Genomic DNA, 23736 nt, shown 5'->3' with positions numbered 1-23736 from the left:
ATATAATCGCCACATAAAAACAGGTTCAAACCGTGAACAAAATCTGGCATGGTGCCTGCCATGCCGATCATCTCCCCCATCCCGATCAACCCTCTCATCGACGGTCGCCAGTCCGAACGCGCCATGCTGGTCCGGCGCGGCGTGCAGCGGCTGCTGATGGACATGGGCGCGCATGTGCTGCCCGAGCTGTCGCTGGCCACCGGCCGTCGTGCCGACCTCGTCGCGTTGACCCGGCAGGGCGATATCTGGATCATCGAGATCAAATCCTCGATCGAGGATTTCCGGGTCGACCGCAAATGGCCGGACTACCGGCTGCACTCCGACCGCTTCTTCTTCGCCACCCATCCCGGCGTGCCCTCCGAGATCTTTCCCCAGGAGTGCGGCTTCATCCTCTCCGACGGCTACGGCGCCGAAATCCTGCGCGATGCGCCCGAACACCGCATGGCGGCGGCAACGCGCAAGGCGCTGATGCTGCGGATCGCGCGGGCCGGTGCCTCTCGGCTGCTGGCGGCGGAACTTGCCGGCGTGTCGGTGCCAGCGCTGGAGGGTGAGAGCGAGTAGGTTTTCGCCTTACTCCGAGTGGGTTTTCGCCCTACTCTTCGCCCTCTTCCACCTCACCAACCGGCGGCGCCATCAGAAGCACGGCAGCACCCAGGATGGCGGCGATGAAGGAACCGGCGAGGATGCCGACCTTGACCGCGTCCTGCAGCGCCACATCACTGGCGAAGGCGAGCAGGCCGATGAACAGGCTCATGGTAAAGCCGATGCCGCACAGCAGCGAGATGCCGATCATATGCGACCAACCGGCATTGGCAGGCAGGTCGGCAACGCCGAACCGGATGGCAAGTGCCGAGGAGCCGAACACGCCAACCAGCTTGCCCACCACCAGGCCGGCGGCGACACCCAGCGTCAACGGCTCGATCAGTGCGCCAAAGCTCAGGCCGGCGAGCGACACGCCGGCATTGGCAAAGCCGAAGATCGGAATGACGACAAAGGGCACTATCTTGTGCAAACCGTGCTCGAGCCGATGCAACGGCGAATGGTCGAGGTCGTGGCCAATTCCGGCGGAGCGTTCGAGCGGGATGGTCAGCGCCAGCGCTACGCCGGCAAGCGTGGCATGGACGCCGGATTTCAGCACCAGCACCCACAGGATGACGCCGAGCAAGAGATAGGGAAGCAGCGTCATCACCCGCATGCGATTGAGCACGACGAGCACGGCAATGACGGCGAAGGCGGCACCCAGATAAGCGAGCGAAAGGCCGCTGGTGTAGAAGATAGCGATGATGATGACGGCGCCGAGGTCGTCGATGATGGCAAGCGCGGTAAGGAAGACCTTCAGCGAAGCCGGCACGCGGCTGCCGAGCAGCGACAGCACGCCGAGCGCGAAAGCGATGTCGGTAGCGGTTGGGATCGCCCAGCCGGACAGTGCTGCCGTATTGTTGCGGTTGATGGCGACATAGACGAGTGCCGGCACCAGCATGCCGCCGGCGGCGGCGATGCCGGGCAGTACGCGTCGCGGCCAGGTCGAGAGCTGGCCGTCCAGAACCTCGCGCTTAATCTCCAGCCCGACGAGCAGGAAAAACACGGCCATCAACCCGTCATTAACCCAGTGCGAGACGCTGAGCGGGCCGAGATAGGCATGGAGCACGGAAAAGTAGGTTTCGGCGAGCGGCGAATTGGCAACAATCAGCGCCAGGGCGGCGGCCACCATCAGAATGATGCCGCCTGCCGCTTCGCCATCGAGGAATTCGCGGAAGACGGAAACCGGCCGCTGTTTCAAGTCTTGCATGTCGCCTCCGTCATGCCGCCTGTCGGCCGGCGTCATTCCGCAAGATGCGCAAACCGCGCCTCAGCGCGGCGCGCGCTTGGCCAATATCCGCTGCAAGGTGCGGCGATGCATGTTGAGCCGGCGCGCCGTCTCGGAGACATTGCGCTCGCACATTTCATAGACACGCTGGATATGCTCCCAGCGGACGCGGTCGGCCGACATCGGGTTTTCCGGCGGTGCCGCGCGCTCGCCGGCGGTGCGGGTGAGTGCGGCGAAGATATCGTCGGCGTCGGCGGGCTTGGAGAGATAGTCGACGGCACCGAGCTTCACCGCCGTCACCGCAGTGGCGATGTTGCCGTAGCCGGTCAGGATGATGGCGCGGGAATCGTCGCGCTTTTCGCGGATGGCCGCGACCACGTCGAGGCCGTTGCCGTCGCCGAGCCGCATGTCCACTACGGCATAGGCAGGCGGATTGGCGCGCGCCTTGGCAACCGCCTCCTCGACGCTCTCGGCCGTCTCGACCACGAAACCCCTGGTTTCCATGGCGCGGGCCAGACGCGTGAGGAACGGCTTGTCGTCATCGACGATGAGCAAAGAGGTGTCCTCGCCTTCAACCATTGCGCCAATATTTTCGTCGCCTGTCATAGTCTCAAAATTCCTGCTGCCTTAATTTTACGCAGATATAGTTCCTGAGCCTCATTGTCCAATTTTTAGAGCTCCTTCAAGGCTCTCAGGCGGTGTCGAACATGCTGGCCGAAGTGATTTCCGGATTGAGGAACACACCACGCGGCCACGATATCTGTACCACGGCGCCCTCGCCCAGGCCGCTCGAATTGCGAAAATCGAGCGTCGCGCCCGAGCGTTCGAGCAGGGTCTTGGCGATGAACAGGCCTAGCCCCAGGCCGCCGCCGGCTTCATTGCCCTGGCGCGTCGACATATAGGGCTCGCCGATGCGGTCGATGATCTCGGCCGGAAAGCCGGGTCCGTCGTCGATGATCGAGAAGGTGACAGCGGCGTCATCCCAGCTCCAGCGCACGGTGACGCTCTTGCGTGCGAAATCGACGGCATTCTCGACCAGATTGCCGAGGCCGTAGATAACGCCCGGATTGCGGCGCCCGACCGGCTCGGGCCCGATGCGTTCGCCGGGCCGAAGCTTGATCGAGATGCCGAAGTCGCGGTGCGGTGCGGTGACCTCCTCGACCAGCGAGGTCAATGGCAGCCGCGAAAGATGCGCCTCGCCCTCGGAGGACAGGCTGGTCAGCCGCTTGAGGATCTCGCGGCAGCGCTCGCTCTGCGAGCGCAACAGCGTCACGTCTTCCCCGTATTTCGGATCCTTGCCGAGTGCCTTTTCCATCTCCTTGGCGACAAGCGCGATGGTGGCAAGCGGGGTGCCAAGCTCGTGCGCGGCCGCGGCAGCCAGCCCGTCGAGCGCCGAGAGGTGCTGCTCGCGCTGCAGCACCAGTTCGGTGGCGGCAAGCGCATTGGCCAGAAGCCGGGCTTCGGCGGCCACCCGGAAGGCGTATATGGCGGTGAAGGCGATCGAGGACAGCACCGCCATCCATATGCCGGCGACATAGATGAAGGGCATCGCCAGCGGTGCGTCCTCATGCCAGGGCAGCGGCAGATGGACAAAGACCAGAAAGGTCGCCGCCGACATAACCAGCCCGCCGAGGATGGCGGTCAGGCGCAGGGGCAGCGATGTCGCCGAAATGACGACAGGCACGGTCATCAGCAGCGAGAACGGGTTGGTGAGGCCGCCGGTCATGTAGAGCAGGCCGGCAAGCTGCAGGCTGTCGAAGATGAGGATGCCGAAGGCCGCCAGCGGGGTGAGCCGGTGCGCCGCCGGAAACCGGAAGGCGAGAAACAGGTTCATCCAGGCCGAACAGGCAATCAGCGCAAAGCAGAGGCTGACCGGCAGCGGAAACTTCAGGCCATAGGCGACAACGAGCACCGTCAGGCTCTGACCGACAATGGCAAGCCAACGCAACCGGATTAGCGTGTTGAGGCGCAGTCTCTGGCTCTGCTGGAAATCGGGCGAACGCAAAACGTTGATCATGGCCATGGATTACAGCCGTGAAGCGCTGAAGGCTAGGTACCTCTGGGTTTTGCGCGGGCGGTGGCAGTGGCGAGCAGCGGGTTTTCCGGCCAGACATGCTTGGGATAGCGGCCACGCATGTCGGCGCGCACATCGGCCCAGGAGCCGCGCCAGAAGCCGGGCAGGTCGCGCGTCGTCTGGATGGGCCGGTGCGCCGGCGACAGGAGTTCGAGTGTCAGCGGCACGCTGCCATTGGCGATCGAAGGATGCCGGTCGAGGCCGAACAGCTCCTGCACGCGAACTGCCAGTACCGGCCATTCGCCGTCATAGCGGATCGGCACATGGCTGCCCGACGGGGCATCGAAATGGGTTGGCGCCAGCGTATCGATCCTGCGCTGCAGATCATGCGGCACGAGTGTGGCCAGTCCGGCCGAGACAACGCCCGCATCGATGGCGGCAAACGATGCCGCGCCGGACAGGAACGGCAACAGCCAGTCGTCGAGGCGTTCGATGAGCGCGGCATCCGCCATATCGGGCCAGGGCGCGCCAAGGCCGCGATGCAGCCAGCCAAGCCGCTGGCGCAGCGTTTGCGCCTCCTTGCTCCAGGTCAGCAGCGAGAGCCCATGCTCGCGGACCGCATCTGTTATGGCGCGATCGGCGTCAGCACCGGTTGGCGGCGGCAGCATGCGCTCGGCAAGCGTGATGGCGCCAAGGCGCACGGTTTCGCGCACGCGCACAGCGCGCTTGTCGCGGTCGAAGCTCGTTTCACGGCGGACCTCGATCCTCTCCGCGAGCGCGGCGCGGACATCGTCCTCACTAATGGCCGCTGCCGCTGTGATGCGCGCATTCTGCGCCTTGCCGTGCAGGTCGGCGACGACCAGAAACGGCTCGCCCGCCAGCGGGTCGGTGGCGTCGAGCATGGCGCCGGAGCCATTGGCCAGCACGAAACGGCCGCGCTCGCCGCGCGCCTTGGCCACCCGATCCGGCCAGGCGTGGACGAGCAGGGGACCGGCGGCGGCGGCTTCGCTGCCCTTCGCCCCGCCGGCCTGCCTCGCCAGCCGTTCGGCGAGCTGCTTCGCGGCGGTAGCGCGCGGCGATCTTTCCCCGCGAAAGCGCATCAGCCGTCGCTCCAGATCGGCGCCGTCGCCACCAAGGCCGCGCTCGGTGAGCAGCACGGCAAGCATCGCCGCCTCGAAGGCATGGCCGCTTTTCGCTGCCTCGGCGACCATATGCGCCAACCGCACCGGCAGAGCGAGCTTGCGCATCGAAGCACCCGCATCCGTCAGGCGCCCTGCCTCGTCGATGGCATCCAGCGCGCGCAGCAGCGCCCTTGCCTCATTGAGCGCCGGAGCGGGTGGCGGATCGAGAAAGGCGAGCCCTGCCGGATCGGCAACGCCGAAGGCGGCGCAATCGAGCAGCAGGCCGGACAGGTCGGCCTCCAAGATTTCGGGTGGCGTGAAGGCGGGAAGTGCAGCCGTCTGCTCGGCCCGCCACAACCGGATGGCGACGCCAGCTTGCGTGCGCCCGGCACGGCCGGCGCGCTGGTCGGCGGACGCCTTGCTGACGCGCACCGTTTCCAGCCGGGTCAAGCCGCTGGCCGGCTCGTAGCGCGGCAGCCGCGACAGGCCGGAATCGATGACGACGCGCACGCCGTCGATGGTGATGGACGTTTCGGCGATCGAGGTCGCCAGCACCACCTTGCGGCGGCCTGTCGGCGGCGGCTTGATCGCCGCGTCTTGCGCCTTGCCGTCGAGCATGCCGTAGAGCGGCACGATGTCGGTTTCAGTGCCGACCTTGCCGGCCAGCCGCTCGGCGGTGCGCTCGATCTCGCGCTGGCCGGGCAGGAAGGCCAGCACGCTGCCGCTCTCATCGGCAAGGGCTGCGCGGATCGCCTTGGCCATGGCGTCCTCGATGGTGGTGCCAGCGGGGCGCTCATCATAGCGGATATCGACAGGAAAGGCGCGGCCTTCACTCTCGATCACCTGCGCGCCCGACAGCAGCCTCGCGACACGCGCGCCATCGAGCGTCGCCGACATCACCAGCACGCGCAGATCCGGCCGCAGCGCGCCTTGCACGTCGAGCGCCAGAGCGAGACCGAAATCACCATCGAGCGAACGCTCGTGGAATTCGTCGAAAATGACAGCCGAGATTCCAGACAGTTCGGGATCGTCGAGGATCATCCGCGCCAGCACACCTTCGGTGACGACCAATATCCTGGTCTTTGCCGAGGTGCGGTTTTCCATGCGCATGGCATAGCCGACGGTGGCGCCGGGTTCCTCATCAAGCAACTCGGCCATACGACGGGCGGCGGCGCGGGCGGCGAGCCGGCGCGGTTCGAGCAGAACGATCTTGCCGGCACCCAGCCAGGACGCATCGAGCAGCGCCAGCGGCACCAGCGTTGTCTTGCCGGCGCCGGGCGGCGCCACCAGCACGGCGCTGTTGCCATGGCCGAGCGCTTCGCTCAGCGCCGGCAGCACGGCGGATACTGGAAGCTCCGGCAGGGGTTTTGTGATCATCGGTCCAGGAATGCGTTCGTCCAATCGTGGCAAGCGCGCTTACGTCCGCATATCAGCGGTCGCGTCCGTGGTGCAACTCATGGAACGGAGCCGGTTCAAAGCCGGGTGCGCGAAAACGGGTTCCAGCGCACCGTGCCCAGCCGCGCTTCCTCGCGCACCATGGTCAGCAGGCCGGCTCCACCGACGACCGCCAGGCCGACCAGCGACAGCCAGTCGGGGTATTCCTGGAAGAACAGCGCGCCGAGGATCACCGCCCAGACGATTTGCGAATAATGCGTCGGCGCGACCCGGTTGGCGGGTGCGTATTTCATGGCCAGCAGCTGCAACAGCTGGCCGCAGGCAGTGAAGGCACCCGCCATCACCAGCCACAGCAACTGTTTCCCGCTGGGAACGGTGAATGCGGTGGCCGCGGCGCCGATGCCGTTGAACAGCAGACCATAGCCGATCAGCACGCCCAGCATGGTGGTGCGCTTTTCCTGCTGGGCCAGCGAGCGCATCAGGATGACGCTGGTGGCGGCGAGGAATGCAACTCCGAAAGCGGCAAGGTGGCCGAGATTGAGTTCGCGAAAGCCCGGCCGCACCACCAGCATGACGCCGGCAAAACCGGCAACCACCGCCAGCCAGCGCCAGGGGCCGACCTTCTCCTTGAGGATCAGCGTGGAGAGGATGGTGACGCAGAGCGGCGCCAGGAAGATCAGCGCGTAGGACTCGGCCAGTGGAATGGTGGTGAAGGCGTAGACGCTGAGCACGCCGGACGCGATGCCGGCCTAGGCACGCGCCTGCACAGCCCAAGGCCTCTTGGTGCGCCAGAAATCACGCCAGCGCTCGTCCGCCGGGCGCGTGAAGAAGAGAAAACAGCCGGCAAACAGCGTCGTGAAGAAGCCGATCTCGAAGACCGTGAATTGTCCACCCAGGCTTTTGACAACGGCATCGCTGCCCGAATAGCTTGCGTAGGCGATCAGGGCGAGCAGAATTCCGTTCGTCACGTTGTTCCATTTCCGGGGAGAGAGTGGTTTGAAAATCCTGGCGCTCGGTGCGCATCCGGACGACATCGAGATCTTCATGTTCGGTACGATGGCCGCCTATGCCGCGCAAGGCGCAGAACTCACTTTTGCCATAGCCACGGATGGTGCCAAGGGCGGCAAGAGTGATCCCGTTGTTCTCGCTCGCGTCCGTCGCGAGGAAGCAACGGCCGCGGCCGCGCTGCTCGGGGCGGCGCTGCGCTTCCTCGACTTTCCCGACGGCGAGCTGGTGGCCGATGCAGCGCTGATCGGGGCGCTGAAAGCACTGATTCGCGAGACCGGACCAGATCTGGCGATCACGCATGCGCCCAACGACTATCATGCCGACCACCGCGCGCTGTCGGATGGCGTGCGCATCGCGGCCTCGTTCGGGGTTCCAGTGCTGCATGCCGACACGATGGGCGGCACCGGTTTTTCGCCGACGCACTATGTCGACATTTCCGCCCATGCCGAGATCAAGGCCAGGGCGATCCGCATGCATCAGTCGCAGGATCCCGACCGCTTCGTCGATGGCGCGCGAATGCAGAACCTTTTTCGCGCCGGCCAGTGCAACGGCGCGCAGGGCTCGTTGGCCGAAGCCTTCCGCTTCGAACCGACGTTCCCCTTCGCCGACATCCGCGAACTGCTGCCGCCGGCGCCGCCGATCCGGAAGGTCATGGTGAGCACCAAACGGGTCGACTGAGAGTCGGGAAGGCCCTCAGATCTGGTCGGGGTCGGCCCGCGCAGCTTCGACAATCCGCGCGGGCCCGGCCAGCGATCCGCACTTTTCCCAACGTTTTCAGACACCGGCATAGGCATGCTGCGGCGCAGCAACGAATTCGCTTGCCTTGTTTAGTAAAAATTGCATCACTAAACAAATTACTAAACATCTGCGGTGCTGTTGCGCCGCCATGTTTAGGCCCCTGAGGAGAGGGGTTGAAGGCTCTTGAAACCGTCATCCGGGCGCGTTTCGCAAATGGGAGGAAGGCATGAAATCGAGCTTGAAACTGGCGTTGGGACTGACCTCGGCGATTACAGCGTCGACAGCCGTCTCGAACGTCGCGCACGCTGAAGACCTGACGCTGTGCTGGGCCGCCTGGGACCCGGCAAACGCGCTTGTCGAACTGTCCAAGGATTTTACCAAGGAAACCGGCATCGGCATGAAATTCGAGTTCGTGCCGTGGACCAACTATGCCGACCGTTTCCTCAACGAGTTGAATTCGCACGGCAAGCTGTGCGACCTGATCATCGGCGACAGCCAGTGGATCGGCGGCGCCGCCGAGAACGGCCACTATGTCAAGCTGAACGACTTCTTCGACAAGGAGAAGATCAGCATGGACGACTTCGTGCCCGCAACCGTCGTCGGCTATTCGGAATGGCCGAAGAACACGCCGAACTACTGGGCGCTGCCGGCCATGGGCGACGTCGTCGGCTGGACCTATCGCAAGGACTGGTTCTCCAAGCCGGAGCTGCAGAAGGAATTCAAGGAGAAGTACGGCTGGGATCTCGGCCCGCCGACCACCTTCGACCAGCTGAAGCAGATCGCCGAGTTCTTCCAGAAGCGCGAGATCGACGGCAAGACCGTCTACGGCGCCTCGATCTACACCGAGCGTGGCTCTGAAGGCATCACCATGGGCGCCATGGACGTGCTCTACAGCTACGGCTTCCAGTACGAGAACCCCAAGAAGCCCTATGAAATGGAAGGCTTCGTCAATTCCGACAAATCGGTGAAGGGGCTGGAGTTCTACAAGGCGCTCTATGATTGCTGCACGCCTCCGGGCGCCTCGAACAGCTACATGGGCGAAGGCGTCGATGCCTTCAAATCCGGCCAGGTAGCGATGCACATGAACTTCGCTTTCACGTGGCCGGGCCTGCAGAAGGACGAGAATGTCGGCGGCGACAAGATCGGCTACTTCGTCAACCCGAAGGGACCTGACGGCGAGCAGTTCGCCCAGCTCGGCGGCCAGGGTATCTCGGTGGTGTCCTATTCCGACAAGCAGGAATCGGCGCTGAAATACATCAAGTGGTTCGCCAACAAGGATGTGCAGGCCAAGTGGTGGTCGCTCGGCGGCTATTCCTGCCTCAACGCGGTGGTCAAGGATCCTAAGTTCCCGGCCAGCCAGCCCTACGCGCAGACCTTCCTCGACTCGATGGCCATCGTGAAGGACTTCTGGGCCGAGCCGAGCTACGCCCCGCTGCTGCAGGCCTCGCAGAAGCGTTTCCACGACTATGTCGTCGCCGGCCAGGGCTCGGCCAAGGATGCGCTGGACGGCCTGGTCAAGGACTGGACGCAGGTCTTCCAGGACGATGGCAAGATGTAACCCGGCTCCTCCCGAGCTAGGCCCAAGCGTCCCGTGCCGCTCTTGGCACGGGACGCAGTTCAGATAAATTCCATGACAGAGACGACCAAGTGACCGAAGCAGGACTCACCATGCTCAATCGGACCGCGGAGAACGTTGCCCGGGCGACCCCGGAACCGTTGGCCCGCAAAGTCCGGGGCATCAGCGACAAGGGCCTCGCCTGGCTGTTCATCTCGCCGACGATCCTGTTGCTGCTGGCCATCAACATCTTCCCGCTGTTCTGGGCGATCTATCTGTCGTTCACCAACTACCGCGCCAACCGCCCAAACGAGGTGGTGAAGAATCTCGGTTTCGCCAACTACCAGCGCATCCTCGGCGACAAGGATATCTGGATCGCCATGCAGACGACGGCGCATTTCGTGTTCTGGACCATCCTGTTGCAGACGCTGATCGGCTTCACGCTGGCCTGGCTGATCGACAGGAAGTTCCGTGGCCATGCCTTCTGGACGACGCTGATCCTGGTGCCGATGATGCTGTCGCCGGCGGTGGTCGGCAATTTCTGGCGCTTCCTCTACGAGCCACAGATCGGCCTGTTCGCCTACGCAATTTCCTTCGTCACGAGGATCCCGCCGACCGATATCCAGATGCTCTCCAACGTCTCGCTGGCGCCGTGGTCGATCATCATCGTCGACACCTGGATGTGGACGCCCTACGTGATGCTGATCTGCCTCGCGGGCTTACGCTCCATCCCCGAATACATCTATGAGGCGGCCGAGGTCGACCGCGCCTCCAACTGGCGGCAATTCTGGTCGATCACGCTGCCGATGGCGCTGCCCTTCATCATGCTGGCGGTGCTGTTTCGCGGCATCGAGAACTTCAAGATGTTCGACATGGTCAATCTGTTGACCGGCGGCGGGCCAGGTTCGACCACCGAGGTCGCCTCGATCACCCTGAAGCGGCAGGCCTTCGAGAGCTGGCGTACCGGCTACTCCTCGGCCTTCGCCATCATCCTGTTCGTTGCGGTGTTCGGGCTGGCCAACATCTACGTCAAGGCGCTCAACAAGGTGAAGCAGAGATGAGCCTGACCACAGCCCATTCGGTCGTCGCACCCTCGGCCAACTCGAAGCGCATCGCCGGCACGATCATCGTGCTCTACGCGCTGATCTCGATCGTGCCGCTGCTGTGGATCTTCGCCACCAGCTTCAAGACGCCGCCGGACTCGATCGCCTATCCGCCCAAGATCCTGTTCCAGCCGAGCCTCGAAGGCTACTGCAATCTGTTCACGACGCGGACGCGGCAGACGCCGGAATACATCAACTCGCTGGGTCCCGCGACGGGCTTCTGCGACGAGACCACGCGCAAGCGCAACATGGTGATCGCCGGCCCGTCCAACTTCCTGCCGCGCTTCGTCAATTCGCTGATCATCGCCTTCGGCTCGACCTTCTGCGCAGTGTTCCTCGGCACGCTGTCGGCCTATGGCTTCTCGCGCTTCAAGGTGCCGCTGGCGGACGACCTTCTGTTCTTCATCCTGTCGACGCGCTTCATGCCGCCGATCGCCGTCGCCATCCCGATCTACCTGATGTACCGCGAGCTTGGCCTGTCGGACACGGCGCTCGGCATGATCCTGCTCTACACGGCGGTCAACGTGTCGCTGGCCGTATGGCTGCTGAAAGGCTTCATCGACGAGATCCCGCGCGAATATGAGGAAGCGGCGATGATCGACGGCTATACGCGGCTGCAGGCCTTCTGGCGTACCGTTTTGCCGCAGGCGACCACCGGCATTGCCGCGACCGCCATCTTCTGCCTGATCTTCGCCTGGAACGAGTATGCGTTCGCAGCACTCCTCACCTCCGGCACGGCGCAGACCGCCCCCCCGTTCATCCCGACCATCATCGGCGAAGGCGGCCAGGACTGGCCGGCGGTAGCGGCCGGCACGACGATCTTCCTGGTGCCGATCCTGGTTTTCACCATCCTGCTTCGCAAGCAATTGCTGCGCGGTATCACCTTCGGCGCGGTGCGCAAATGAGCATGACCAACCCTCAGAAACGCAAATCGCGCTGGCCGGTCTGGGCCAGGCGCGGGCTGATGGAAAACATCGCCACGGCATTGATCGCCATCGGCTTCCTGATGCTGTTCCAGCCCTTCGCGCTGTCGCTCTACACATACTCCTTCATCACCATGCTCGCCGGCACCGTGATGTTCATCATCGTCTCGAAATTCCCGGAATAATCATGGCCGAAATTCGCGTCCAGCACCTGAGAAAGGCCTTCGGCGATTTCGTCGCCGTGCAGGATTCCAACTTCGTCGTCGAGGATGGCGAGTTCTTCGTCATGCTCGGCCCGTCGGGCTGCGGCAAGACGACGACCTTGCGCATGATCGCGGGGCTTGAGCTGCCGACCGGCGGCCAGATCCTGCTCGGCGGCGACGACGTCACCATGCTGCGGGCCCGCGAGCGCGACATCGCCTTCGTCTTCCAGCTCTTCGCGCTCTATCCGCACATGAATGTGCGCAAGAACATCGGCTTCCCGCTCTTGGCGCAAGGCATGCCATCGGCCGAAATCCGCACGCGGGTCGAGGAGACGGCGAAGCTGCTGCGCATCGACCATCTGCTTAACAAATCCGTCTCCGGCCTTGCCGGCGGCGACCGCCAGCGGGTGGCGCTCGGCCGCGCCATCGTGCGGCGGCCAAAATGCTTCCTGATGGATGAGCCGCTAGGCACGCTCGACACCGAATTCCGCGATCTGATGGTCCACGAGCTGCGCGAGCTGCACAACCGCATCCACGCCACGACAGTCTATGTCACGCACGACCAGATGGAAGCGATGTCGATGGCCGACAAGATCGCGGTGATGAACCATGGCGTCATCGAACAGTTCGGAAGCCCACGCGAAATCTACGACCGCCCGGCGACCATGTTCGTCGCCGACTTCATCGGCTCGCCGCCGATGAACTTTTTGGGCTTTGGCGGCGGGGTCGCCAAGGGCGCGAAGGAGATCGTCGTGCAGGGCGCCAAGGTGGCGGTGCCGGAGGTGCGTGAGGATATCGCACCTAGCGAGATGGCACTTGGTATCAGGCCCGAACACATACGCTTCGACGATGCCTCCAAGCTGCGCGGCGCCATCTACGGCACCGAATATCTCGGCACGACGCAGATCGTCGCGGTCGAAACGGCGGACGGCATCATCAAGGCACGCGTGCCGGCCGAAATCCGGCTCTCCACCGGCGACCATGTCGGCCTGACGCTGAGTAGCGCACGGCTGTCCCTGTTCGAGAAGGGATCCGGCCGCGCGGTGAGAACCGCGATCCACGATGTGGCCTCGGAACGGAGGGCCCAGCATGGCTGATGTGCGCATCAAGAACGTGACCAAGAGTTTTGGCGACCATGTCGCCGTCAACGGTCTCGACCTGCATATATCAGATGGTGAATTCGTCGTGCTGCTCGGGCCGACCGGGGCCGGCAAGACGACGACGCTGCGGCTCATTGCCGGTTTGGAACGGCCGGATGCCGGCATGATCGAGATCGGCGGCCACAATGCCACGACACTGTCGCCGGCCGAACGCGACACCGCCTTCGTCTTCCAGCAGTACTCGCTCTATCCGCATTTGTCGGTGTTCGACAATCTCGCCTTTCCGCTGCGCTCGCCGGCCCGGAAGATGCCGGAAGACCAGATTCGCCGCCGGGTCGAGGAGGTGGCGAAGATGGTGCGCATCCATCACAAGCTCGCCAACCGCTCGACCAAGCTTTCGGGCGGCGAAATGCAGCGCGTCGCCATCGGCCGCGCGCTGGTGCGCAAGCCTTCGATCTATCTGATGGACGAGCCGCTGTCGTCGCTCGATGCCAAATTGCGGGCGGATCTGCGGCTTGAGCTGAAGCGCATCCAGACTGAGCTCGGCGCCACCATGCTCTACGTCACCCACGACCAGATCGAGGCGATGACGATGGCAGATCGCATCGGCATCCTCGCGGAGGGCGTGCTGGTGCAGATCGGCTCGCCGCGCACCATCTATTCCGAGCCGGCAAACCTGCATGTCGCGGCAAGGCTCGGCCAGCCGGCGATCAATCTTCTACCCACCGGGCTGCTGCCTGACGGCGGCGCACCGAACGGAACCAAGACGATCGGCGCGCGCACCGAGCATCTGACGATCGAGAAGGCCGCTAACGGCCATGCCGACGGCGTCGTCGACTGGGTCGAGCATCTCGGCGACCAGAACCACCTGCATGTGACGGTGGGTTCAAAGAAACTCGTGACGCTGACCGATCCGGACACGGATCTGGCGCAGGGCGACAGGGTGGCGATCCGCTACCGGTCGCCGCTGTATTTCGGCGCCGACGGACACCGACTGACGTGAATGGGGCTGATGTGAACGGTTTCCGGTGTTTCCCTCGCTGGGGTTCAGCACCGGCTTCTGATTGACGATTGCGAGTACGGGACGAATTCGATGAAGCACTTTTTCAATCGCAGGGAAACGATCGTCACCGAGGCGCTGGATGGCCTGTTGCGGACCATTGGCTCGAGCGATCTCGCGCGTCTGGACGGCTATCCCGAGATCAAGGTCATTTTGCGCGCCGACTGGGACAAGACGAAAGTCAGCGTCGTCTCGGGCGGTGGCGCCGGACACGAACCGTCGCATGCCGGCTTCGTCGGCAAGGGCATGCTGACGGCGGCGGTTTCGGGCGAGATCTTTGCCTCGCCGAGCGTCGAAGCCGTGCTGGCGGCCATCCGCGCGGTCACCGGGCCGGCCGGCTGCCTCCTCATCGTGAAGAATTACACCGGCGACCGTCTCAATTTCGGCCTGGCCGCCGAGAAGGCGCGCGCCGAAGGGTTTCGTGTCGAGATGGTGATCGTCGCCGACGACATCGCACTCCCCGATATTGCCCAGCCGCGCGGTGTTGCCGGCACCTTGTTCGTGCACAAGATATCAGGCCACCTGTCGGAGACCGGCCATGATCTGGCAGCCGTTGCCGCAGCCGCTCGCGCGGCGGCGAAGGATATCGTTTCGCTCGGCATGTCGTTGTCTTCCTGCTCGATCCCCGGCCAGCCGCACGAAGACAGGTTTGGCGAGAACGATGGCGAGCTCGGCCTCGGCATTCATGGCGAGCCGGGCGTCGAGCGGATTGCGGTGCAAAGCGCCGACAGGCTGGTCGTGATTATGGCGGAACGCCTCTTGGCACGGCTCGACCTTTCAGCCGACCATGCCCTGCTGATCAACAATCTCGGTTCGGTGCCGCCGCTCGAAATGTCTGTTATCGCCAACGCGGTGCTTGCCTCGCCGCTGGCCAAAACCATCAAGCTGGCGATCGGCCCGGGTCCACTAATGACGGCGCTTAACATGAACGGCTTCTCGCTGTCGCTGATCCGGCTCGACGCCGCCCGCGAGACAGCCCTGTTGGCGCCGGTTGGCCCGCATGCCTGGATGCCGGCAAAGCCCGTTGTGCCGCCTTCCGTCGTGCCGATGGCGAAAGCGGCCGGACAAAGCGCGGCACGCAAGCCCAGTCAGGATGCCCGCAGCAGGCGTCTTGTCGTCACCGTATGCGAAAGGCTGATCGCGCTCGAAGCCACTTTGAACGGGCTCGACGCCAAGGCGGGCGACGGCGACACCGGCTCGACGGTGGCGACCGGCGCGCGCAGTATTCTCGAGCGGCTTGATACGCTGCCGCTTGCCGAACCTGCAGCGACCCTTGGCGCGATAGGCGACATTCTGAGCGCGTCGATGGGCGGCTCCAGCGGCGTGCTGCTTTCGATCTTTTTCACCGCGGCGGCGCATGCCCTGGACGGCGGAGCGAACCTGGCCAAGGCGCTGCTTGCCGGCCTTGAGCGGATGACATTTTATGGCGGCGCGAGCATCGGCGATCGCACCATGGTCGATGCCCTGGAACCGGCCCTGAAAGCGCTCGACGCCAGCGGCCTGGAGGAAGCGGCGGCGGCGGCTCACCATGGTGCCGAGGCCACCGCTGCCATGGAGAAGGCGAAAGCCGGACGGTCCGCCTATGTCGGCAGCAAATTGCAGGGTGTGGTCGACCCCGGCGCCTATGCGGTGGCCGAGGTCTTCGCGGCCGCCGCCGCGCTGCATGAAGCGGCCTGACGCATGCTCCAGTTGTCGAATGAGCGTTCTTTCGATACTGCCGGCGGGGTGGAAACCGGGAATTTGGCTAATATGGCGGCGTTGAACCTTGCCGGGCTGATTACAGCTGCCGCGGATGTGGTTGCCACTCATGCCGAAGAGTTGACGGCGCTCGACCAAGCGATCGGCGATGGCGATCACGGGCTGAACATGAAGCGCGGCTTTGAGGCTGTGCGCGCCGAAGCCGAGGCGTTTTCGGCCAAGCCGCTGCCCGAAGCCCTGAAGGCGATCGGCACCAAGCTGGTGATGACGGTCGGTGGCGCCTCCGGCCCGCTGTTCGGCACCCTGTTCCTGGCGCTCGGCAAGGAGATTTCGGCGGAGCCCGATCGCGCCAATCTGACGGCTGCTTTTGGCAAGGCCATCGAAGCGGTAGCCGCGCGTGGCAAGTCGCAGGCTGGACAAAAGACCATGCTCGACGTGCTGCAGCCGGTGCATGACGCGTTGCTGCAGGGAAAGACGGCGCCGGAAATCGCCGATATCGCCGACGCGGCGGCCGAGGCGACCGTGCCGATGAAAGCACTGCGCGGCCGTGCGTCGTTCCTCGGCGACCGTTCGATCGGCCACATGGATGCCGGCGCACGTTCGACCGCGCTTCTTGTGCGGACTGTGGCGCAAACCATCGGGGAAAGTGCATGAGCAATGTCGGCATCGTCATCGTTTCGCATTCGCCGCTGGTCGCCGAGGGCACGGCCGACATGGTGCGGCAGATGGTGGGCGACGAAGTGCCACTTGCATGGTGCGGCGGAAACGGCCATGGCGGGCTTGGCACCAATGTCGAGGCGATCATGGGCGCCATCGACAAGGCCTGGTCGGAAGCCGGTGTCGCCATACTGGTAGACCTCGGCGGCGCCGAGACCAACAGCGAAATGGCGGTAGAAATGATCGGCGAGCCACGGTCGCACAAGATCATCGTCTGCAACGCGCCGATCGTCGAAGGCGCGGTGATGGCGGCAACCGAGGCCTCCGGCGGCGCCTCGCTCAGGGAAGTGGTGGCGACGGCGCATGAATTGTCGCCGTCGTGAACGAACGGGAACGTTGAAGACATGTCCGCATCCGCCGAAGCGACCGTTGTGATCACCCACGATGTGGGCCTGCACGCGCGTCCTTCGGTGAAGTTCACCAAGCTGGCCAAGACCTTTGCCGCCGAGGTGGAAATCGCGCTTGCCGCCAACGGACCATGGTTCGACGCCAAAAGCATCGTCAAGGTGATGGCGGCCAAGGCGCCGAAAGGTACGGTGCTGCACATCAGGGCCAGCGGCGACGGTGCCAACGATGCCGTCGACGCGCTGGTCGAGCTGGTGCGGCGCGATTTCGACGAAGGCGCGGACCATGTCCGGACCGCTTAGGCTGCAAGGCATTTCGGCCTCGGCCGGCTATGCCGAGGGTCCGCTGTTCGACCTCGACCAGACTGCCGTACCCTATGTCGGCAAAGGAACAGCCGACGACGAGAAGGCCGCGCTCGAAACCGCAATCGCCGTCGCGGCGAGCCGCCTCACCGTATTGATCGAAATGGCTGTCGGCGATGCCGCCGACATTCTCGAGTTCCAGATCGCCATGCTGGGGGATAATGCGCTAAGCAACCCGGCCTTTGCCGCGATCCGCACCGGCCTGCCAGCCGACAAGGCCTGGCGGCAGGCGCTTGACGCTGAAATCGCCGGCTACGATGCTTCGGAGCAGGATTATTTCCGCGCGCGTGCCGCCGACATCCGCGACATCAGGGACCAGGTGCTGCGGGCGCTGTCCGAAGATAGCGACGTCCAGGCGCCACCCGGTGCCATCCTCTATGGCGAGGACATCGCGCCGACGCGCTTTTTCGAAACCGACTGGAGTTGTGGTGGAGGCATCGCGCTGAAGGCGGGCAGCACGGCGAGCCACGTCGCGATGCTGGCGCGTTCGCGCGGCGTGCCGATGGTTGTCGGGTTGGGCGCTTCGCTGGCTCATCTAGCCGGCACAGCGCTGCTCGACGCCGAACATGGCGGCATCGTGCTGTCCCCCTCCAAGGTCGAAATCGCTGCCTTTCGCCAATCGTCCTCATCATTCTGGGCGCGCCGCGACCGGGCTGGAACGTTCCTGGCGCGGCCGGCAGTGACCAAGGCCGGCACGGCGGTGCGCGTGCAGGTCAACATCGCCGACCCGTCCGACGTCGACGGCATCGACATCGCGACCTGCGACGGTGTCGGGCTGATGCGTACCGAATTCCTGTTCGGCAAGACGCTGCCTGACGAAGAGACGCAGTATCGCGCCTATCGCAAGGTGCTGGAGTGGGCCGGCGACAAGCCGGTGACGATCCGCACCGTCGATGCCGGCGGCGACAAGCCGGTGCCGGGCTTCACGGTCGCGGAAGGCAATCCGTTCCTCGGCCTGCGCGGGATCAGGCTGTCGCTGGCAAGACCGGAGGTGTTTCGTGTACAGATCCGGGCGCTGCTGCGCGCCGCCGTCTCCGGCAGTCTGAAAGTGATGTTTCCGATGATCGCCGTTGTGGAGGAATACAGACAGGCAGCGGCGATGTTCGCCGAGGAGCAGGCGGTGCTTGCCACGCGCGGCATCGTTCACAAGATGCCGCCGCTTGGCATCATGGTCGAGGTGCCTTCGGTGGCGATCGTGCCGGAAGCCTTTGCCGAGGCCGCCTTCTTCTCGATCGGCTCCAATGACCTCACCCAGTATGTCATGGCGGCAGCCCGCGACAACGCTGCCGTGGCCCATCTCAATTCGGTCCGTCATCCGGCTGTGCTGCGGCTGATCGCTGCCGTGACCGCGTTTGGCCAGCGGGAAGAGATCCCGGTCAGCCTGTGCGGCGATGCCGGCGGCGATCCAGCCTCGATCCCGTCACTGCTCGAGGCCGGCCTGCGTGATCTTTCCGTCGCGCCGGCGCAACTCGCCATGGCCAAGGCGGCCATCGCGGACATTTCCGTCTAGGCGCGGCTGGCATGGTCGACAGGACACCCGAACCCGGTTCCGAAGAGGCGATCCGCGCCTACAAGACGATCCTGTCGCACGTCATCGACCAGCGCCCATCCGGCATGCGCCAGCGCCTGGCCGATGCGCTCGGCAAGCACCGCAGCTTCGTCACGCAGATTTCCAGCCCGGCCTATTCGATCCCGATTCCGTCAAAACATTTGCCGGCTATCTTTTCGGTGTGCCATTTCAGCCCGGCCGAGCGCGACCAGTTTCTCGCTGCCTATCACCAGGCGCATCCAGGCAAGATGTCGATCGCATCAGGCATGCGCAAGACGCGGCATGTCTCGCTGATCGTGCCGGATTTCGGCGACGACAAACAGAACGCCGCGCTCGACAGGGCGGTGAACGACTTCATCCAGAAGATCACCAGCATAACCGGCAAGGGTGGCTGACCCTTTGGAGTTTGTACGCAATTCCGGACGGAAAACCGTTACACACCTTTCCTGGAATTGCTTCGATGTCAGGCCTATTTCGGGAGGAGACGGCCGTGAAGAAATTTATGAACTCGGTGGACACGGTGCTGACGGAGAGCCTCGACGGTTTCGTGGCTGCCCATGCCGACATCCTCGTGCTTGGCGACGAGCACAAATTCATCCGCCGCAAGACCTTACGGCCGGGCAAGGTGGCGCTGATCTCCGGCGGCGGCTCCGGTCACGAGCCGCTGCATGGCGGCTTTGTCGGCCACGGCATGCTGGATGCCGCCTGCCCCGGCCAGGTGTTCACCTCGCCGACGCCGGACCAGATGCTGGCAGCGGCGGAAGCCGTCGACACCGGGGCCGGCAGCCTGTTCATCGTCAAGAACTATGAGGGCGACGTGATGAATTTCGACATGGCGGCCGAGATGTCAGAAGGCGTCCAGCAGATTGTGACCAATGACGATGTCGCCGTCGAGAATTCTTCCTATACGACGGGCCGGCGCGGCGTCGCCGGAACGCTGGTGGTGGAAAAGATCGTCGGCGCGGCGGCAGAACATGGCCTGGCGCTGGCGCCTTTGAAGGCGCTGGGCGACCGCGTCAACACGGCTACCCGCTCGATGGGCGTGGCGCTGACCAGTTGTACCGTGCCAGCGGCGGGCAAGCCGACTTTCGACATCGGCGACGGCGAGATGGAGTTCGGCGTCGGCATCCATGGCGAGCCCGGCCGCCGACGCGACACGTTGAAAAGCGCCGATGCTATCGCGCAGGAGATCTGCGCCGCGATCCTGGGCGATCTCGGCGACAAGGCAAAAGGCCCGGCACTGCTGTTCGTCAATGGCTTCGGCGGCACGCCGCTGATGGAACTCTATCTGATGTACAACAGCGCCCGGGCGATCTTCGAGACGCACGGCGTGACGGTGACCCGTTCGCTGGTCGGCTCCTACGTCACCTCGCTCGACATGGCCGGCTGCTCGATCACACTCACCATGCTCGACGACGAGACGACCGCATACTGGGACGCGCCGGTACACACGGCGGCGCTGCGCTGGGGCATGTAAAGCTGGCTTACACCCGGCTTTTCTGCAACCATCCCTGACAATCCCTTATCCAAAACGTTTGTCCGGGTTGATGCTGCCATCTCTCACCAACGCTGAAGAAAGACTGCTGCTGCACTATGCCGATCCCGAGGCGGCGGCAGTCGGGGAAGATTTGTCGGCAAAGACCTTGTCGGCGCTGCTGGACAATGCCGAATTTCACGGCATCCTGCCGATCATGCTGCGCAAGCTGCAGGAGCGCGGCGACACGCAGCTGCCGAGGGGCGCAGGGCTGCGGAACAGACTGGAATATCTGCGCCAGAAAGCGACGATCGCCACCGGCCAGTCGATGCTGCTGCAGTACCATGGCGACCGCATCATGAAGGGACTGGCGGCGGACAATGTTCCAGCGCGGATCGTCAAGGGACCGGTCTTCGCGCGAAAGCTCTACCGCAACGTCGCCGACAGGCCGTTCACCGACATCGACATCCTGGTCGAGCCCGCCAATCTGGCGCGGGCCAACCGGGTGATCGCGGCATGCGGCTTCGAACTTGGCAGCAACGAGGCCGAATCCTACGAACTGCAGGAGTTCAAATGGCTCGAAAAGGAGAATTCGAGCCTGCTGGTCGAACTGCACGGGGATCTGGTGCATGACACCGGCATGCGGCGGCGCCTGTCGCTGGGTTTCCAGGAATTACGCGCCATCGACGGCGAAGCGACAGACACGCCGGCAGCCCTTCTGACGATCGCCATCGTGCACGCCGCCGGCGGCCATAAATTCCACCGATTGCAGCTTTGCGTCGACGTGCTGCAAGGGGTGCGGGCGCTGCAGTCACCCGAAGCGGAAAGACGCCTGCTCGAGGCTGCCCGCATGGCCGGCATCGAGCTCGAACTGGCTGTTGTGCTAAACGTGACCGGCCAGTTGTTCGACGAGAGCCGCGCGCTTCAACTCGCCAGCCGGATCAAACCCGATCTCTCGATACGGCTGGCCAGGCGGTTGATCACCACGAATACGCTGCTCAGCGTCAATTCCAGGGACAAGCTTGGTTCGCGCCTGCGCCGCGACGCCTTCCGGTGGATCCAGAGATTGGCTAGGGCCAGGCCGCAGATTGCTTGACTTGACTTCAATCCAGAGCGGCGCGGATCAGCGCCGCCGCGTCGGCCGGGCGCGCGCCCACCTCCAACCGGAATGTCGGCACCGAATTGACCAGCCCGGCGATGGTCGCCAACCTGCGTTTTTGCATCGGCAGCAGTCCCGTCATGCCCGTGCGGACATTGTCCACTGCCAGCGCCACCATTGCGTCGGTCCTGGCCATGGCGACGAGCCGTGTCTGGCTGTCGGCGGAGCGTGCCAGGTGCAGAAGGGCCGCCACCGGCCGGGCGGACGCGTTTTCGACCCGCATGATCCCGGCCAGCTTTTCAAGCGAGACGGGCTGCTCGCCGTTGCGATCCCAGGTCTGGCCAAGGCATGGAGCCACCCGCGGGATCATCTGCGCAGTCTTCTGATGGATCTTGACGGCGCGCGGCAAACCCCAGGCCACGACCTTGCCCGAAGCGACATTCACGATCATGGCATCGTCGGAGCAGAGGCCAAAGCCTTGTGTTGCCAGCGCCAGCGACGTCGTGGTCTTGCCGGTGCCGCTCGGGGCATGGATCAGCACCACCGCGTCGCTGTCCGGCAACGTCAGGCCCGCGGTGTGCAGCATATGCTGGCCACCGGCGTCGAGCGCGGCGTCGAGGACCAGCATCGACGGCGTCCAGGCGGCTTTCGCACCGGGGCGGACCCGGAGTTCGGCCGAACCCTCCCTGCCATTGATCGCAACGGTCTGACGCCCGGGAAAGACGAGATGGATGGTGCCGCCGTCCTCGATCATCCGGCAGGAGCCATCCTCCGGTACATCGCCATCGAAGACGAGCGATCCGTGGGGTGTCTCGTCCAGGGTCTCTGTTTCGGTGATGCCAAGACGAAAGTCCGGCTCGACCGGTTCCGCGATACGCAAGCCGGCCAGCATCCTGTCGAAATCCCGCCATAGCTCGGGGCGCTCGGCTGATATGCCGAGGATCTGGCCGTTGAGGCCATAGCACGCTGAAGGTCTGGTCAAGCGGGGCGCACCTTTGTGGCATCGGCATGGTGACGGTAGATCTCGACCATGCCGGGAAGGCTGTCGCTGACCACCGGCCTGCCATCGAGGCAGACCCAGCAATGCGCCGACATGCGTGGCGCCTGCATCGACTTCGGGTCGACGCCGAAGCGCAGGTCCGGGTCGAAACCAGCAAGGCGCAGGAAACGATGACCGAGCAGCCCCTCTCTCAGGCACCTGCGGTCGCGCATCAGCCAGGGATGACGCACGGTGCGGTTGAGGGCGGCGACGATGTAGGGGGACGGCAAGCCGCGATAGGGCGTCGACGAGGTGAGTGGCGCCCATTTGAGCACGTCCTCGAAGCTGCGGTTGGCGACCAGGACCGGCATCAGCCGCGCGCTTGCCCAGAGATGGCAGCGAAACAAAGCGCGCAGGAGAGGACCGTCGGCCATCAGGCGATACCTTTAGCCATCAAGCACCTGGCGTGGCGAGGATACCTTCCGAGACCAGATCCGTGGCCAGTGCCGCGATGTCCTGGTCGAGCGTGCCCTTGTCGACCTCGAACTCCTCGCAAAGCAGGTCGACGATCTGGTCGAGGTTGCGCGCGCCGTCCACCTTGTCGAGAAAGGCTTCGGTCGTGCCGTTGCACGTGTAAAGCTGGCCGCTGCGCGCCAAAAGCACGACGGCGCCATCGCCGACATGCTGGACCGAAGCGTCTTCCGCCAACCGCAGAACCGTTCCAGAGGCAATTTCCATCACGAACCCCACCAAGCCATGCAAAACCCGGAATTCAGATAGCGCGGTGAGGGAACGCTGTCTATCAGCCGATCATGGGACCGGCGGCAGGCTCGTGCGGCGATGCGTTCCGATACGCCCTCGCCAAGTCGCGAAAAACAGCACGGCTGGCTGTTCCCAGCCGGAATCGTCCCAGAAATAGTCGTCAGCGCGAGGAGGCAAGCAACTGAGCGGGTCGGCTGGGCCGTTGCTTTTCTTCCCTTAAGTAAGGTAAAACCTGCCTGGGTGTTGGGGAGATAGCGTATGCGTTACAATTGGGAACGGGCTCCGACGAGCTTCGAACGTCACAGAAAAGCGCTGGCGACAGCTATTTTGATCGCTGGCGGCATTGGCCTCATGCTTGTGGCCCTGCCGATCTAGACAAGCTGCAGATCGAACCGATGCTGGCTGTCAGGGCGCCTGGCGTGCCCCTGTCAGCGCGGCTGCCCGGTGACGGCAAGGAAGCAGCGATCGCGCCCCTCAAAGCCCTGACTGAAACGCTGCACCAGCACGACAATCACCGCCGGCTTGCCGGCCAGGGTGAACTCGTAGGATTCCGACAGGCTATAGGAGGTCGGGCAGTTTCTTGAGCCCGGCACCGTCTTGTCCTCGTGCTGGCCCTGCCCTTGCAGCGTCAGCCGAAAGCCGAGCGCCTTGCCGGATGTAACGCCTTGCTGCGTCGTATCGAAACTCGCCGAACAATCACTCGTGCTGGCGTCTATTTGCGGCC

24 protein-coding genes and 1 pseudogene are annotated in these 23736 nt (G+C 64.2%); 16 read left to right on the top strand and 9 right to left on the bottom strand.

All coding sequences use genetic code 11. The features are described 5' to 3' along the window. Window positions 1–60 precede the first annotated feature (60 nt). On the top strand, window positions 61–561 hold the full coding sequence (locus EJ076_RS07610; protein ID WP_050580417.1) for an MmcB family DNA repair protein: 501 nt from the start codon (window positions 61–63) through the stop codon (window positions 559–561). A gap of 31 nt (window positions 562–592) precedes the next feature. Here EJ076_RS07610 and nhaA read toward each other — a convergent pair whose 3' ends face one another. The 5 genes and pseudogenes from nhaA to EJ076_RS07585 all read right to left on the bottom strand — a co-directional run bounded on the left by nhaA (window position 593) and on the right by EJ076_RS07585 (window position 7305). After that, window positions 593–1789 (bottom strand): Na+/H+ antiporter NhaA, encoded by a 1197-nt coding sequence (gene nhaA, locus EJ076_RS07605; protein WP_126067473.1) that lies wholly within the window; start codon window positions 1787–1789, stop codon window positions 593–595. Between the two features lie 60 nt (window positions 1790–1849). Continuing rightward, window positions 1850–2413 carry an ActR/PrrA/RegA family redox response regulator transcription factor gene (locus EJ076_RS07600; protein WP_023762754.1) on the bottom strand — a complete coding sequence of 188 codons (564 nt, stop codon included), beginning with the start codon at window positions 2411–2413 and terminating at the stop codon, window positions 1850–1852. 85 nt (window positions 2414–2498) lie between these two features. Then, entirely contained in the window at window positions 2499–3830 is a 1332-nt protein-coding gene (locus tag EJ076_RS07595) for an ActS/PrrB/RegB family redox-sensitive histidine kinase (protein WP_109666025.1), read from the bottom strand. Window positions 3831–3856: 26 nt separating this feature from the next. Continuing rightward, complete coding sequence (gene hrpB / locus EJ076_RS07590; protein ID WP_126067472.1) at window positions 3857–6319, bottom strand: ATP-dependent helicase HrpB; 2463 nt, start codon at window positions 6317–6319, stop codon at window positions 3857–3859. A 95-nt stretch (window positions 6320–6414) separates the two neighbouring features. Next, window positions 6415–7305: pseudogene (locus EJ076_RS07585) on the bottom strand (DMT family transporter). A gap of 28 nt (window positions 7306–7333) precedes the next feature. Here EJ076_RS07585 and EJ076_RS07580 point away from each other — a divergent pair. From EJ076_RS07580 to EJ076_RS07510, 15 genes are all read left to right on the top strand, one after another. Then, window positions 7334–8023, top strand: coding sequence for a PIG-L deacetylase family protein (locus EJ076_RS07580; RefSeq protein WP_109666019.1), 690 nt, complete (start codon window positions 7334–7336; stop codon window positions 8021–8023). Between the two features lie 286 nt (window positions 8024–8309). Then, window positions 8310–9641: an ABC transporter substrate-binding protein gene (locus EJ076_RS07575; RefSeq protein WP_109666017.1), complete on the top strand. Its 1332-nt coding sequence runs from the start codon at window positions 8310–8312 to the stop codon at window positions 9639–9641. Window positions 9642–9751: 110 nt separating this feature from the next. After that, window positions 9752–10699: a sugar ABC transporter permease gene (locus tag EJ076_RS07570; protein WP_032901495.1), complete on the top strand. Its 948-nt coding sequence runs from the start codon at window positions 9752–9754 to the stop codon at window positions 10697–10699. Continuing rightward, window positions 10696–11646, top strand: coding sequence for a carbohydrate ABC transporter permease (locus tag EJ076_RS07565; protein ID WP_109666015.1), 951 nt, complete (start codon window positions 10696–10698; stop codon window positions 11644–11646). Before EJ076_RS07570 ends, EJ076_RS07565 begins: the two co-directional genes overlap by 4 nt. Next, window positions 11643–11849, top strand: a complete 207-nt coding sequence (locus EJ076_RS07560; protein ID WP_126067471.1) for a hypothetical protein — start codon at window positions 11643–11645, stop codon at window positions 11847–11849. Before EJ076_RS07565 ends, EJ076_RS07560 begins: the two co-directional genes overlap by 4 nt. Window positions 11850–11851: 2 nt before the next feature. Beyond that, window positions 11852–12964 carry an ABC transporter ATP-binding protein gene (locus tag EJ076_RS07555; RefSeq protein ID WP_126067470.1) on the top strand — a complete coding sequence of 371 codons (1113 nt, stop codon included), beginning with the start codon at window positions 11852–11854 and terminating at the stop codon, window positions 12962–12964. Next, window positions 12957–13970, top strand: a complete 1014-nt coding sequence (locus tag EJ076_RS07550; protein ID WP_126067469.1) for an ABC transporter ATP-binding protein — start codon at window positions 12957–12959, stop codon at window positions 13968–13970. The genes EJ076_RS07555 and EJ076_RS07550 overlap by 8 nt, the downstream gene beginning before the upstream one ends. 90 nt (window positions 13971–14060) lie before the next feature. Continuing rightward, window positions 14061–15704 (top strand): dihydroxyacetone kinase subunit DhaK, encoded by a 1644-nt coding sequence (locus EJ076_RS07545; RefSeq protein WP_126067468.1) that lies wholly within the window; start codon window positions 14061–14063, stop codon window positions 15702–15704. A gap of 72 nt (window positions 15705–15776) precedes the next feature. Next, window positions 15777–16379, top strand: a complete 603-nt coding sequence (gene dhaL, locus EJ076_RS07540) for a dihydroxyacetone kinase subunit DhaL (protein ID WP_126067467.1) — start codon at window positions 15777–15779, stop codon at window positions 16377–16379. Beyond that, window positions 16376–16765, top strand: coding sequence for a dihydroxyacetone kinase phosphoryl donor subunit DhaM (dhaM, locus tag EJ076_RS07535; RefSeq protein ID WP_013528085.1), 390 nt, complete (start codon window positions 16376–16378; stop codon window positions 16763–16765). The genes dhaL and dhaM overlap by 4 nt, the downstream gene beginning before the upstream one ends. A gap of 21 nt (window positions 16766–16786) precedes the next feature. After that, window positions 16787–17089 (top strand): HPr family phosphocarrier protein, encoded by a 303-nt coding sequence (locus tag EJ076_RS07530; RefSeq protein ID WP_109666002.1) that lies wholly within the window; start codon window positions 16787–16789, stop codon window positions 17087–17089. Further along, on the top strand, window positions 17073–18659 hold the full coding sequence (gene ptsP / locus EJ076_RS07525; RefSeq protein WP_126067466.1) for a phosphoenolpyruvate--protein phosphotransferase: 1587 nt from the start codon (window positions 17073–17075) through the stop codon (window positions 18657–18659). Before EJ076_RS07530 ends, ptsP begins: the two co-directional genes overlap by 17 nt. A gap of 11 nt (window positions 18660–18670) precedes the next feature. Then, window positions 18671–19093 (top strand): hypothetical protein, encoded by a 423-nt coding sequence (locus tag EJ076_RS07520; RefSeq protein WP_126067465.1) that lies wholly within the window; start codon window positions 18671–18673, stop codon window positions 19091–19093. Window positions 19094–19188: 95 nt separating this feature from the next. Next, on the top strand, window positions 19189–20175 hold the full coding sequence (dhaK, locus tag EJ076_RS07515; protein ID WP_126067464.1) for a dihydroxyacetone kinase subunit DhaK: 987 nt from the start codon (window positions 19189–19191) through the stop codon (window positions 20173–20175). A gap of 70 nt (window positions 20176–20245) precedes the next feature. Next, complete coding sequence (locus EJ076_RS07510; protein WP_126067463.1) at window positions 20246–21268, top strand: nucleotidyltransferase family protein; 1023 nt, start codon at window positions 20246–20248, stop codon at window positions 21266–21268. A 7-nt stretch (window positions 21269–21275) separates the two neighbouring features. Here the strand turns inward: EJ076_RS07510 and EJ076_RS07505 are convergent, their stop codons facing one another. From EJ076_RS07505 to EJ076_RS07490, 4 genes are all read right to left on the bottom strand, one after another. Further along, window positions 21276–22253 (bottom strand): serine kinase, encoded by a 978-nt coding sequence (locus tag EJ076_RS07505; protein WP_126067462.1) that lies wholly within the window; start codon window positions 22251–22253, stop codon window positions 21276–21278. Then, window positions 22250–22684, bottom strand: a complete 435-nt coding sequence (locus tag EJ076_RS07500) for a lasso peptide biosynthesis B2 protein (protein ID WP_109665988.1) — start codon at window positions 22682–22684, stop codon at window positions 22250–22252. The genes EJ076_RS07505 and EJ076_RS07500 overlap by 4 nt, the downstream gene beginning before the upstream one ends. Before the next feature lie 19 nt (window positions 22685–22703). Then, window positions 22704–22988: a PqqD family protein gene (locus EJ076_RS07495; protein ID WP_126067461.1), complete on the bottom strand. Its 285-nt coding sequence runs from the start codon at window positions 22986–22988 to the stop codon at window positions 22704–22706. A gap of 452 nt (window positions 22989–23440) precedes the next feature. Further along, window positions 23441–23728, bottom strand: a complete 288-nt coding sequence (locus EJ076_RS07490) for a DUF2259 domain-containing protein (protein ID WP_281039071.1) — start codon at window positions 23726–23728, stop codon at window positions 23441–23443. Between the last annotated feature and the right edge of the window lie 8 nt (window positions 23729–23736).

The organism is Mesorhizobium sp. M7D.F.Ca.US.005.01.1.1 (assembly GCF_003952545.1).
Lineage (GTDB): Bacteria > Pseudomonadota > Alphaproteobacteria > Rhizobiales > Rhizobiaceae > Mesorhizobium > Mesorhizobium loti.
Note: the sequence above shows the minus strand (reverse complement) of the source record. Positions and strands in the feature narration are given on the sequence as shown.